At 72.0% G+C, this 12,875-nt stretch carries 9 protein-coding genes; 7 read left to right on the forward strand and 2 right to left on the reverse strand.

Annotated features, from left to right (window positions below; genetic code table 11):
- Positions 1–108: 108 nt before the first annotated feature.
- The 3 genes from ACFUK0_RS30915 to ACFUK0_RS30925 are packed head-to-tail and all read left to right on the forward strand — an operon-like array spanning position 109 to position 5,151.
- Positions 109–2,028, forward strand: a complete 1,920-nt coding sequence (locus tag ACFUK0_RS30915; protein WP_380255776.1) for an ABC transporter ATP-binding protein — start codon at positions 109–111, stop codon at positions 2,026–2,028.
- Positions 2,021–3,811: an ABC transporter ATP-binding protein gene (locus ACFUK0_RS30920; protein WP_380255777.1), complete on the forward strand. Its 1,791-nt coding sequence runs from the start codon at positions 2,021–2,023 to the stop codon at positions 3,809–3,811. The genes ACFUK0_RS30915 and ACFUK0_RS30920 overlap by 8 nt, the downstream gene beginning before the upstream one ends.
- Complete coding sequence (locus tag ACFUK0_RS30925) at positions 3,808–5,151, forward strand: helix-turn-helix domain-containing protein (protein WP_380255778.1); 1,344 nt, start codon at positions 3,808–3,810, stop codon at positions 5,149–5,151. The genes ACFUK0_RS30920 and ACFUK0_RS30925 overlap by 4 nt, the downstream gene beginning before the upstream one ends.
- A gap of 34 nt (positions 5,152–5,185) precedes the next feature.
- Here the strand turns inward: ACFUK0_RS30925 and ACFUK0_RS30930 are convergent, their stop codons facing one another.
- Positions 5,186–6,097, reverse strand: a complete 912-nt coding sequence (locus tag ACFUK0_RS30930) for an aminoacyl--tRNA ligase-related protein (RefSeq protein ID WP_380255779.1) — start codon at positions 6,095–6,097, stop codon at positions 5,186–5,188.
- A gap of 98 nt (positions 6,098–6,195) precedes the next feature.
- Positions 6,196–7,911: a condensation domain-containing protein gene (locus ACFUK0_RS30935; protein WP_380255780.1), complete on the reverse strand. Its 1,716-nt coding sequence runs from the start codon at positions 7,909–7,911 to the stop codon at positions 6,196–6,198.
- 290 nt (positions 7,912–8,201) lie between these two features.
- Between ACFUK0_RS30935 and sbnA the strand changes: the two genes are divergently transcribed.
- The 4 genes from sbnA (at position 8,202) to ACFUK0_RS30955 (ending at position 12,858) form a co-directional block, all read left to right on the forward strand.
- Positions 8,202–9,170, forward strand: coding sequence for a 2,3-diaminopropionate biosynthesis protein SbnA (gene sbnA, locus ACFUK0_RS30940; protein WP_380255781.1), 969 nt, complete (start codon positions 8,202–8,204; stop codon positions 9,168–9,170).
- Between the two features lie 61 nt (positions 9,171–9,231).
- The gene (locus tag ACFUK0_RS30945; protein ID WP_380255782.1) at positions 9,232–10,173 is read left to right on the forward strand and encodes a 3-oxoacyl-ACP synthase III family protein; all 942 of its coding nucleotides are present in this window, start codon (positions 9,232–9,234) and stop codon (positions 10,171–10,173) included.
- A gap of 1 nt (position 10,174) precedes the next feature.
- Positions 10,175–11,566, forward strand: a complete 1,392-nt coding sequence (locus ACFUK0_RS30950; protein WP_380255783.1) for an ATP-grasp domain-containing protein — start codon at positions 10,175–10,177, stop codon at positions 11,564–11,566.
- Positions 11,563–12,858, forward strand: coding sequence for a type III PLP-dependent enzyme (locus tag ACFUK0_RS30955; protein ID WP_380255784.1), 1,296 nt, complete (start codon positions 11,563–11,565; stop codon positions 12,856–12,858). The genes ACFUK0_RS30950 and ACFUK0_RS30955 overlap by 4 nt, the downstream gene beginning before the upstream one ends.
- Positions 12,859–12,875: the final 17 nt, after the last annotated feature.

The following is a 12,875-nucleotide window of genomic DNA, read 5'->3' on the forward strand; positions in this document are numbered from 1 at the left end:
GGCCCGCACACCGCTGCGGCCCGGCCCGGGATCCGCCTGTTCGATCCTCCTGAACGGCTCCTGCTCACCGCTACGCGACCGTCGACAGACAGGAAGAGTGCTCACCCCATGGCCCCCCTGCGCATCCCCTTGGGCCGACGGCCCAAGATATCGCCCACGCTCCACGGGATCCTCAACCTTCTGCGCCTGCTCCCCCAGGTCAACCGGACCAAGGCCGTACTGGGGGCGATCGGGGTGCTGGTGGCCTCGGTGCTCCCGGTGGCGGTCGCCGTGGTGACCGGCGCGCTCATCGGCTCGATCGGGCCGACCCTCGACGCGGGCCTGTCCTCGCCCGCCGGGCGGCACACCTTCGTGCTGCTGGCGCTGGCCGGAGGACTGGTGATGGTGCAGCAGACCCTCGCTCCCGTCCTGACCACCCTCGGCGAGACCCTCGGACGCGAGGTGGACCGCGAGCTGCAGCAGCGGGTCATGGCCGCCGTGGGCCGGCCGGAGGGCACGGCCCACCTGACCGACCCCCGGGTGCTCGACGCGCTGCGGGTGGTGCGCGGCCTCGGGATGACCGAGACCGACCGGCCGAGCCAGGCGGTCGGAGCCCTCGCGGTGGTGCTGCCGGCCTGGCTGCGCGCCGTGGCCGCGGCGGCCACGCTGGTGGCCTTCCACTGGTGGGTGGGGCTGCTCTGGCTGCTGGCCTGGCCGCTGGTCGTGCACTTCATGCAGCGCGAGTACTTCCGGGTCGGCCGGGTGGGCTTCGCCGGCAGCGGCTCGCTGCGGCAGGCCGAGTACCTGCGGGACGTCGTGCTCACCCGCCCCGCCGCCAAGGAGGTCCGTCTCTGGGGCCTGCTGGACTGGCTGGTCGAGCGGTTCGAACAGGCCTGGCGCGAGGCGACCGAGCCGGTGTGGCGCGAGCGCAAACCGCGGGTCAGGGTCGTGGTCGGGGCCACCGGTACGGTCACCGTGGTCAACCTGGTGAGCTATGCCGCGCTGGCCTGGGCGGCCGTGCACCAGGACATCGGCCTCGGCGCGGTCGCCGTCTACGCGCAGGCGCTGGCCCTGGCCAACAACTACACGGCGTTCGACGACAACAACGCCTACCTCTCCTTCGCGGGCGCCGCCGTTCCCCAGGTGCTGAGCCTGGACGCGAGCCTCTCGGAGGACTCCGGCACCCCCGCCGTACGGATCGCGGAGCTGCCCGCCCGCTTCCCGGCCGGACAGATCAGCTTCACCGGCGTCCGGTTCCGCTACCCCGGGACGGACCGGGAGGCGCTCCGCGGCGTGGACCTCGACATCGCCGCGGGCCACTCGCTCGCCATCGTGGGGGACAACGGCGCCGGCAAGAGCTCGCTGGTGAAACTGCTGTGCGGTCTGCACACCCCCTCCGCCGGCCTGATCCGGGTCGACGGGCACGATCTGGCCGACCTCGACCAGACGGTCTGGCGCGGCCGGATCGGCGTGCTGTTCCAGGACTTCGCGCGCTACCACCTCACCGTGGCCGAGAACATCGGCATGGGCGCGCCGCGCCACGCGGACGACCGCGACCGGCTGCGCGAGGCCGCGCACCGGGCGGGCGCACTGCCACTGATCGAGGAGCTCCCGAACGGCTGGGACACCGTGCTCTCGCCGGAGTACACCAACGGCACCGACCTCTCGGGCGGGCAGTGGCAGCGGATCGCGCTGGCCCGGGCCCTGTTCGCGGTGGACGCCGGCGCACGCGTGCTGATCCTGGACGAGCCGACCGCGGCGCTGGACGTCCGGGCCGAGGCGGAGATCTACGAACGCTTCCTGGAGCTGACCGCCGGGCTGACCACGATCCTGATCTCGCACCGCTTCTCCACCGTCCGCCGCGCGGAGCGCATCGTGGTGCTCGAACGCGGCGTCGTCGTCGAGGACGGCGGGCACGACGAACTGCTGGCCCGTCGCGGGCGCTACGCGACGATGTTCGACCTCCAGGCGGCCCGCTTCGTCGAGGCCGCCGCGGGCGCGGAAGCAGACCACGGAATCCAGGCGACGGCGGAGGCCGGACATGCGTAAGTCCTACCAGGCGTTCCGGGAACTGATGCGCATCGGCTTCGGGGCAGCGCCCTGGCACGCCACGATGCAGTTCCTCACCGGCATCGTCTTCGAGATCTCGGTGCCGATCGGCGGCCTCGGTGCCGCGATCATCGTGGACGCGGCGGTCTCCGGCGACCTGCACCGCGGCCTCGGTGCCGCCGCGCTGCTCGGAGTCACCGTCGGCGCCGCCCTGACCTCGGTCTTCTACTACGTGCACTGCCTCTTCACCGTCCAGGAGCGGGCCGCGGCCGTCGCCAGCAAGCGGCTGATGCGGCTGATCGGCGGCGCCGAGGGCCTGACCCACTACGAGTACCCCGAGTACCTGGACCAGGTGCAGCGGATCAGGGAGCAGCAGGGCCAGCTGTCGGGCATGGTGAACGCGACGGCCGGCGTGCTGCGGGTGGGGGCGACCCTGATCGTCACCGCCGTCCTGCTGGCCCGGGTCGACCCGCTGCTGCTCTGCCTGCCGGTGCTCGCCCTGGTGTCCTTCTGGCTCGGCAAGATCAGCCGCGACCTGACGGTACGGGCCCAGGAGGAGACCAGCGAGCAGGAGCGCCTGCGCGCCCACCTGTTCGAGCTGGGCACCTCCACGGCCGCGTCGGGCGAGCTGCGCGTCTTCGGCCTGACCGGCCTGCTGGGCGAGCGCCACCGGAAGGTCTCCGGGTCCGTGATCGGGCGGCGCAACCGGGCGAGCTGGCAGGGCGCGCTCCTGCAGGGGCTCGACGCGCTGGCCACCGCCATCGGGTACATCGCCGCGATCACCCTGGTCATGATGCTCGCCGTGCGCGGCTCCGCCACCGCCGGCGACGTCGTCCTCGTCCTGGGCCTGGCCGCCCAGCTCAGCTCGACCGTCGGCACGGCGGTGCGCTACGGCACCTACTTCCTGGTGGTGCTGCGGGTGGGCGGGCGCCTGGTCTGGCTGCAGGAGTACGTGGCCGGCGAGCGCCGCTCCACCGCCGCGCCCGCCGCGCTGCCCGACACCCTGAGCAGCGGCATCGAACTCCAGGACGTCCGGTTCGCCTATCCGGGCTCGAAGGACGGCCGGGGCGTGCTCGACGGGGTCAGCCTGCACCTGCCGCCGGGTGCGGTCGTCGCCCTGGTGGGGGACAACGGCGCGGGCAAGACGACGTTGATCAAGCTGCTCTGCGGCTTCTACCGGCCCGACTCCGGCCGGATCCTGGTGGACGGTGCGGACCTCGCCGGGTACGACACCGCCGAGTGGCGGTCGAAGTGTTCGGCCGCGTTCCAGGACTACGCGAAGCTGGAGCTCCCCGTCCTGGAGACGGTGGGCGTCGGCGACCTGCCGCACCTGCGGGACCGGGCCGCGGTCGGTGCGGCGCTGGAGCGGGCCGACGCCTCGGGCGTCGTCGAGAGCCTGCCGCAGGGCCTGGACACCCGGCTCGGGACCCGCTGGGAGGACGGCGCGGAGCTGTCCGGCGGGCAGTGGCAGCGCCTCGCGCTGGCGCGCGGGCTGATGCGCACCGAACCGCTGATCGCCGTGTTCGACGAGCCGACCGCCGCGCTGGACGCGCACACCGAGAACGCGCTGTTCGAACGGTTCGCCGCCGCCGCGCGCGCCGGCAGGAGCCGGAGCACCGTCACCCTGCTGGTCTCCCACCGCTTCTCGACCGTGGGGATGGCCGACCTGATCATCGTGCTCGACGACGGGAAGATCAAGGAACAGGGCAGTCACCGGGAGCTGATGTCCCGTGGCGGGCTCTACGCCGAGCTGTTCGAACTTCAATCCCGGGGGTACCGATGACGCTCGACTACACCGACGAACGCACCCTCCTGGGCGGGCACCTGCCGGTCTGGAACTCCCGCCTGATCGCGGCGCTGAGAATCCAGCGCGGCTGGACCCAGGAGGAGCTCGCCGAGTACTCCGGGCTGAGCGTACGCACCATCAGGAACCTGGAGCTCGGCCGGGTCCAGAACCCGCGCCGCTCCTCGGTGGACCTGCTGGTGACCGCGCTCGGGGTGGCCGACGAGCAGCGGCAGAGCGCCGAGAACCTGGACCGGGCGCGGTGGCGGGGGCTGCCGGCGGCGAACTCCGCCCTCGTCGGCAGCCCCGCCGAGCACCAGCAGCTGGCGAACACCGTCCGGACCAACCGGCTGACGACGTTCCTCGGCCCGGGCGGGGTCGGCAAGACCCGGATGGCGCTGAGCGTCGCCGCCCAGATCAGCCACTTCTTCCGGGACGGCGTGGAACTCGTGGAGCTCGGCGACCTCCGGGCCGAGCACGACTCACGGGACGAACAGGCCATGGCGGTCCTGCACCGGGTGCGCCGGCAGCTGGGCCGGGGGCGCCCGGGCGCCCAGAGCGGCGCCGCCGTGGCCGAGATCGAGGCCGAGACCAACATGCTGCTCGTGCTCGACAACGCGGAGCACATCCCGGCGGGCGTGATGGCGGCCACCCGGGAGCTGCAGGCCAACTTCGCCGGCGTGCACATCCTCATCACGGCGCGCCGCCGGCTCACCGAGCGGCTCGGCGCGAACCGGGAGATCCAGCCGCTGCCCCTGGAGCAGGCGCCCGGCGAACCGCTGTCCGGTGCGCCGGCCGTGGAGCTGTTCCTGCAGCACGTCGGCACCGAGTCGCGGGCGGCCGCGGAGCTGGAGAAGGATCTCCCGCTGATCGCCGAGCTGTGCCGGCGCCTCGGCGGTGTGCCGCGTTACATCGAGTTCGCCGCGGAGTGCCTGCGCGCCATCCCGATCCGGCTGATGCTCTCCTACGGGCCCACGCCGGAGATGCTCTGGTCCAACGACCACGCCCTGCTCCGCCACCAGCGGTCGGTGACCGACAGCATCCTGTGGAGCATCGGCCTGCTGGGCGAGGAGCACCGGCTGCTGCTGGAGCGGATCGCCGCGCTGCCCACCCGCCGGTTCGTGCTCGACGAGATCACCGCCGAGTACGACCGGCTGGGGCGGGGCACCTCGCCCAATCCGCTCACGCTCGTCTCGGACCTGCTCGACACCTCGCTGCTGCTGCCCGATCCGGCGCACCACTACCACTACCGGGCGGCCCCGTTCGTGGCCGAGGTGGTGCAGCGCCTGGCCGCCGCCCGCCCGACGGCGGGGCCCGGTGGTCCAGCGGGCATCCGCTGAACCACCGGGCCCGGTCGGCCGCGGGCCGGCCGGCTCAGCCGAGCTCCGGCCAGTTCGCGAGGTCCTCGCCGTGCGCGTGGATCAGGGCCGAGACGGTCCGCTCCAGGCCGAAGGCCATGCAGGAGCTGTGCGCGGGACCCGTACCCGCGAAGTCGATGGCGAAGCGCTCGCCGAGGTGCTCCTTGTGGCAGTTGGCCGAGGCGATCGCCGTACCCGGATCGTCGGCGTGGACCGGGGCGTGGAACTCGTACTTGAGTTGCTGCTGGATCTGGCTGGAGCGCATGAACCGGTCGCCGGGGCCGAAGAACGGGTCGCTCGCCTCCTGGACGGAGACCGCCACCCCGAGCCGCGCGAACAGCGCCTCGCAGCGGGCGATCCAGTCCTCCCGCCACTGCCAGGCCTCGTCCTGCCCGGCCACCACGACGAACTCCCGCATCCGGAAGGACCGGAAGCGGCCGTACTCGCTGGTCGCCTCGTGGCGGTAGCAGTGGCCGACCGCGTCGAAGAACCGCGCCTCCTCGATGGTGCTGTCGGCGATCTGCGGATAGACGCTGTAGCAGACGGCCGGGGCCAGCACGACGTCCGTCTCGGCCCGCGCGTCATCGGTGTCCGGCTTCGCGTCGGCCCGCAGGGCGTGCACCGTGCCGAGCAGCTGCGGGAAGTTCTCGGCGTACTCGGCGCGGACGATGTTCGCGCTCGGGACGACCGGCGGGTACCAGCTCGGCCCCGGCGAGGCCGACGGGTCGGCCTCGGTCAGCAGCGCCTGGAGCCTGGTCAGGACCGACTCGAACTTCGGGGTGAAGCTGAGCAGTCCGGGCACCCCGGTGGGCAGCACCCAGCCGGTCGCGGTCAGTCGCTCCAGCCGGCTCGGCGTGAGGCCGTCCGGGCCCGTGGCGTCGAGCGGGCCGAGTGCGCCGAGCCTGTGCCCGGCCGTCGTGGTTGCCATCGTGAGAGTCACGCTCCTTAGGGGGAAAGCGGGGGGACGAACGAAAGCGGGGTACGAACGAAAGCGGGGGGACGTGCGAAGGGCGTACGACGCGGCGCCTACCAGCCGGCCTTCTCGGCGATCAGCTCGTAGGTGCTGTCCAGGCCGGACATCAGCCGGGGGATGTCGTCCACGTGCAGGGCGACCTGGAAGAGCTTCTCCAGCTCGACGGTGTACTCGACGGCGAGCAGGGAGTCGGAGTCCAGGTCGGTCTCGAAGGACCCGGCCGCCTCGACGGCCTCGGGCTCGGCACGGAACACCATGGCCGCGACGTCGCGGATCTGGGCGATGCGGCCGGCGCGCTCGGTGTTGTCGGTGCCGGTGTCGGTGCTGGCGCTGGTGCTGGTGCCTTCCATCGTTCCACTCTCACTTCCGGGGATCGGCGACTGCTGGTCTTCGGGTCGGTTGCGCGGCTCGTCGAGCAGGGGGGCGGGGAGGCTCCCGCCGACGGCCGAGCGCAGCAGCCGCAGGTATTCCTGGGCCAGTTGCCGGGCCCTGCGCTCGGTGAACAGGGAGGTGTTGTACTTGAGCTTCGCCTGCACGCTGGAGGCGCGCCGGGTCACCTGGAGGGTCAGTTCGAACTGGCCCTGCTGCTGCGGCAGGTAGTACTCCGCGGCGCGCAGCCCGGCGTGCTCCACCTCGCGGCCCGGTTCGAGGGCCGCGGCGATGGGGTCGTCCGCGTCCGGCTCGTTGAGTACGAACAGGGCGGCGAAGAGCGGGGGCCGGGCGGGGTCGCGCGGCAGCTCGGCGAGCCGCGGCAGCAGCGCGAAGGGGTACTCGCGGTGCATCAGGCCCCGCCACAGTCCGGTCGTGGTCGCCCGCAGGACCTCGTCGAACGAGTCCTCCGGTCCGATCCGCACCCGCAGCGGCAGGGTGTTGACGAAGTACCCGATGGCCTCGCGCAGTTCCTCGCCCCGGCGCTGGGTCACGGGATAGCCGACGACGAAGTCCCGCCGGCCGCCGGAGCGGTGGAGCAGGATCTCGAAGACCGAGATGAGGAAGGCGAAGGTGGTCACGTTCCGTTCGGCGACCGCCCCGGCCAGGCCCGCCATCAGATCCGGCGGCAGGGCCAGGTCGATCTCGGCGCCCTCGGAGCGGTAGACGGCCGGCCTCGGCCGGTCGGCGGGCAGCGTGACGTGCTCGGTCAGGCCGGCGAGTTCGCGCTGCCAGTAATGCCGGGAGCGGTCCGCCCGCGGCGACGCCAGGTACTCGCCCTGCCGGCGCGCGAACTCCTCGAACGCCGCGCCGGTGTCCGGGGCGGTGTGCCCGGTGCCCGCCGCGACCGCCGCGTACTGCGACAGGATCTCCCGGCAGATCAGCAGCTGGGAGACGTTGTCCGCGACCATGTGGTGCGCCGCGGTCACCAGGACGTCCGGGCCCTTGCTGCGCTTCAGCAGCGCGGCCCTGACCGGGCGTTCACGGTCCAGCCGGAACGGACGCAGCGTCAGGTCGGTGGCGAACCGCAGGAGTTCGTCCCCGTCGAGATCCGTCTCGTGCACGTCGAGGAAGCCGGAGGTGTCCACCGACTCCCCCCGGCGGCGGCGGATCCGGCCGGCGCTGTCGCAGCCGAACACGGAGCCGAGCAGGCCGTGGCCGAGGACGGTGGCCCGGACGGCCGACTCCAGCACCGCGGCGTCCACCGGGAAGTGCAGGCTCATCGCCGCGGTGACGTTGTAGGCGGCGCTGTCCGGTTCGAGGTTCTGGATCAGCCAGAGGGCTTCCTGGCCGACGGTCAGTGCGCCGCCGGCCGGGCGCGTGGAATTCCTCCGAATCACCGGATTCGCCGCAGGATTCATGCTCTGTCCGTCTCCCGTCCGGTTGGCGTACCTCTTTCGCGCCTCCAGTACGACACGGTCGCGCGGGGTGCGACAAGGAATCGGAACGGCAACTTTCCTGCCTGTCGGAAGCTGCCGGGCACTTGCCTGTCCCCCCGCCGGAGGCCGCTCCTACGCTGTGATCGTGATGCCCGCCGAGGCGATGAATAGGCGACAGGTGAATTTTCGGATCCGCCTTGGTTTGTCTGATTGGGGGTTGACGAGCATTGATATATGAAAACGCGTACGAGATGATCCAGGACGATGTCTTCCTGCATCTCGACGGCGCAGCAGCGAATATCGACCTCCATCTGAAGATCGAGGGTCTCAATCCAGCGGGCTCGATCAAGCTGAAGACCGCGCTCAGCATGGTGGAGGACGCCGAGCGCCGGGGCGTCGTGCGCCCCGGGTGCAGCCTCATCGAGTCCTCCTCCGGCAGTCTCGGGATCGCCCTGGCGATGATCTCCGCCGCCAAGGGGTACCGGTTCCTGTGCGTCACCGATCCCAACACCCCGACGCTGAGCGTGGACATCATCAGGGCGCTGGGGTCCGAGGTGGTCGAGGTGAACCGGCCGGACGCCGGCGGCTACCTGGGCGGCAGGATCGCCTACATCCACGAGCGGCTGGCCGACGACCCGGACCTCGTCTGGCTCAACCAGTACGCCAACCCGGCGAACTGGGCCGTGCACGAGCGGCGCACGGCGGCCGCGATCACGGCCGCGATCCCGGACATCGACTACCTGTTCGTCGGCACCGGCACCTCCGGCACGCTGATGGGCTGCATCCAGCACTTCCGGCAGCACTCGCCGGGCACCCGGATCATCGCGGTGGACGCGGTCGGCTCGGTCAACTTCGACGCCGTCCCGGCACCCCGGTTCATCCCCGGGATCGGGGCGAGCCGGCGGCCGGAGATCTTCCGCCCGGAGCTGGTGGCCGACGTGGTGCTGGTCTCCGAGGCCGAGACCGTGCGGACCTGCCGCTGGCTGGCCCGGCGGTACGGGCTGTTCGCCGGCGGGTCGACCGGCTCGGTGATCCGGGCCGTCCTGCAGCGGGCACCCGAACTGCCCGAGGGATCAAAGGTGGTGGCCGTCTCACCGGACCTCGGTGAGCGCTACGCGCGCACCATCTACGACGACGCCTGGGTGGCCGAGAAGTTCGGCAAGGACTGCCTCGACCCCGCCGGCGACCAACTGTCCGCGCTGACGACGGTGAGGACCTGACCCATGGTCCCCCCCGAGGCCGAACGACGGGCGCCAGGCGGCCCCAGGGACGGAGGAACGCGTGCTCTACCTGCGTGAAGTGGTGCCGTTCGTCCCCCAGCACAGCAGGGCGATCGCGGACCTGCGCGAGTTGCTGGACGTCTCCGAGGCCGAGATCAGGCTGCTGACCCGGTTCATGGGGCTCGAACGGATCGTCACCGCCGACGGGCTCTCCACACTCGACATGCTGCTGTCCATCGGGCAGGAGCTGCTGGCGCAGGCCGACCGCTCCACGGTGCGCCACCTGATCCACGCCCACACCGTGCAGCACCTCGCCCCGCCGGGCCTGCGCTGGATGGACGTGCTGCGCGAGAAGCTGGGCCTCGGCGAGGCCGGCGCCTTCTCGATGTCCCACCAGGGCTGCGTGATCGGCCTGTCCGCCCTGCGGACGGCCGAGGGCCTGCTCGCGGCGGAGCCCGCCGGGAGCACCGCGCTGGTCCTGATCGGCGAGAAGGCCCTGTCCTCGGTGATGCAGCACATCCCGGGCACCTCGGTCCTCGGGGACGCCACCGCCGGCGTCCTGGTCGCGCTCGACGGGCCGGGGGACGCGGTGCTCAGCACCGTGCACCGGACCCTCGGCGAGTTCCACGAGGCCCGCCACATGTCCGAGGACCTGCAACAGCGCTACCGCCAGACGTACACCCCGACGCTGGTCTCGGTGATGGAGGAGGCGGTGCGCGAGGCGGGCCTCGGACTCGACGGGATCGACCTCGTCCTGCCGCACAACGTCAACCGGTACTCCTGGACGACCGCGGCACGGATCCTCGGCCTGCCGGTCGAGCGGGTCTACCTGGAGAACGTCCCGAAGACCGGCCACTGCTTCTGCGCGGACCCCTTCATGAACCTCTGGACGGCCCGCGCCGAGAACGCGCTGCCGCCGGGAGGAACGGTGCTGATGGTCTCCGCCGGCCAGGGCGGGACCTTCGCCGCCGCGGTCGTCCGGACCACGGCCAGAGAGGAGTGACATGTTTGCTGCACAAGGCTCCACGCCGGCCCGCGGGTTCGGCGAGCGGCTCAAGGCCGCCCTCGTCGGGGATCCGACCGCCCGCTTCGTCTACCTGAACAACTTCGAGGTGGAACGCCTCTGGGGACAGGGCGAGCCGAAACTGCCCGGCACCGGCTTCTCCTTCTCCTCGGCCACGGTGAACCGGATCGAGGAGGTCGGCGTCCTGCTCGCCGACCCGCAGGACGCGGTGGTGCTCAAGGCGGCCGTCGACCCCGGGTACGCCGCGTACCTGACGGCGCTGGGCCTGGCCGAGGGCACCCACCTGACCGTGGACCACAACCACCCCGAGCGCTCGGTCACCCAGGACGCGCTGGACTCGCCCGGGCTGCTCGCCGGCCTGCGCGCGCTCGCCGACGGCCGCACCTACCTGATGCCGCTCGGCGTCTCGGCGGACGAGGAGCGCCTGGCCGAGGCGGCCGGCCTGCCGCTCGCCGGGCCGAGCGCCGCCGTCTGCAAGCACGTCAACGGCAAGATCTTCAGCCGCGAACTGGTCGACGCCTTCGGGCTCACCGCGATCCCGGGAGCGGTCTGCCGGACGCTGGACGAGCTTGAGGAGGCCCTCACCGTCCAACTGGCGCAGCCGGGCTCCCGGGTGGTGGTCAAGGAGTCGCTCGGCGTCTCCGGGCGCGGCATGGTGGTGCTCGACGACCCCAAGCGGGGCGAGCAGCTGCTGCGGATGCTCACCCGGCGGGCGACGGCCGACCGGCGGGTCAGCGTCGTCGTGGAGCGCTGGATCGAGAAGCAGGCCGACCTGAACTACCAGTTCATCGTCGGCCGCAGCGGCAAGGTCGAGTTCGAGACCGTGAAGACCGCGCTGACCGAGAACGGCGTGCACCGCGGGCACCTGTTCCCGGCGCCGCTGCGGCCCGACCAGGTCGGCGAGCTGCGGGCGGCCGCCGAGGTGATCGGCAAGGAGCTGGCCGCGGCCGGGTACTTCGGGCTGGTCGGCGTCGACGCGATCCTCGGCGCGGACGGCACGCTCTACCCCTGCCTGGAGATCAACGCCCGGTTCAACATGGCGACCTACCAGAACCGGATCGCCGAACACCTGATCCGGGACGGCCAGTACGCGCTCGCCACGACCTTCGACCTCCGGCCGGGCCGCGCCCACGGCTTCGACGAGCTGCGCGCCGCGCTCGGCGACCTGCTCCTCGACCGGCCCGAGCCCGCCGGCCCGGGGCCGCGCGGCGTGCTGGTCAACAACTTCGCGACCCTGAACGCGTCGTTCCTCACGGACGGAAAACCGTACGGCCGCCTCTACGCGATCTGTGTCGGCGACGACGAGCAGGACGTCCGGCGGATCCGGGAGCAGGCGGAGACCCTACTGAAGGACATGGTGGCCAAGCCGTGAGTGAAGAGACCGACTGGAGCGGCATCGCCGCCCGCTACGGAACCCCGACGTACGTGTACGACGGCGACTGGCTCGCCGCGAACCTCGAAGCCCTGCGGGCGGTGCTGCACCCCTCGCTGGAGGTCTTCTTCTCGCTCAAGTCGAACCCCAACCGGGGCGTCTACGACGTCCTGCACGCCGCCGGCGCCCGCGCCGAGGTCTCCTCCCTCGCCGAGCTGCGGCTCGTGCTGGAGGCGGGGACGGATCCGTCCGACATCGTCTTCCTGGGCCCCGGCAAGAGCGAGCAGGAGATCACCGCCTGCGTGGAGGCGGGCATCTACGCGATCGTCTGCGAGTCCTTCGCGGAGCTCGAACTGATCGACCGGACGGCGGGCGGGCACGGTGTGCGCCAGCGGGTCCTGCTGCGGGTCAACCCGGCGTTCTCGATCGCCGGTTCGCGGCTGACCATGGGTGGCAAGCCGCGCCAGTTCGGCATCGACGAGGCCGAGATCCTCGCGGCCGGCCCGGCCCTGGCCGCCTTCCGGCACGCCGACGTGGCCGGCGTCCAGGTCTACCTGGGCACCCGCATCCTCGACACCGAGGTGGTCGTCAAGAACACCGCGTACATCCTGGAGATCGCCGAACGGATCGCCGGGGCCACCGGGATCCGGCTGGACGCGGTGGACATCGGCGGCGGCCTCGGGGTGGCCTACTTCGAGGGCGAGAGCGACCTCGACCCGACCGCGCTGGCGAAGGACCTCAACCCGCTGCTGGAGCGGTTCGCCGAGGCGCACCCGGACACCCGGCTCATCATGGAGTCCGGCCGGTACCTCACGGCGCTCGGCGGCACCTACCTGATGCGGGTGCGCTACACCAAGCAGTCCATGGGCGAGAACTTCGCGGTGGCGGACGGCGGGACCCACCACCACATGGCCGCGGTGGGCATCGGCTCCTTCGTCAAGCGCAACTTCCCGATCGGGCTGCTCTCCCGCCCGGACGATCCGGCCGGCGGCGCGCCCCACGGGGAAGCCGGCCCGTGGAACATCGCCGGCCCGCTGTGCACGCCGAACGACACCATCGCCAAGGCCGTCAGCCTGCCCGCACTGCGGCCGGGCGACCTCATCGGCGTGCTGAGGTCCGGCGCCTACGGGCCCTCCGCCTCGCCGGTCTACTTCCTCAGCCACGGCTACCCGGCCGAGGTCGTGCTGCGGGGCGGCCGCTCGTACCTGGTACGCGCCCGGGACTCGGTCGAGGACGTCCTCGGCAAGCAGGCGACCCACCCCGACCTGCGCCGTCCCGGCAGCCTCGACTGACCCACCGAACCGACACC

This window comes from Kitasatospora sp. NPDC057223, assembly GCF_042669755.1.
Lineage (GTDB): Bacteria > Actinomycetota > Actinomycetes > Streptomycetales > Streptomycetaceae > Kitasatospora.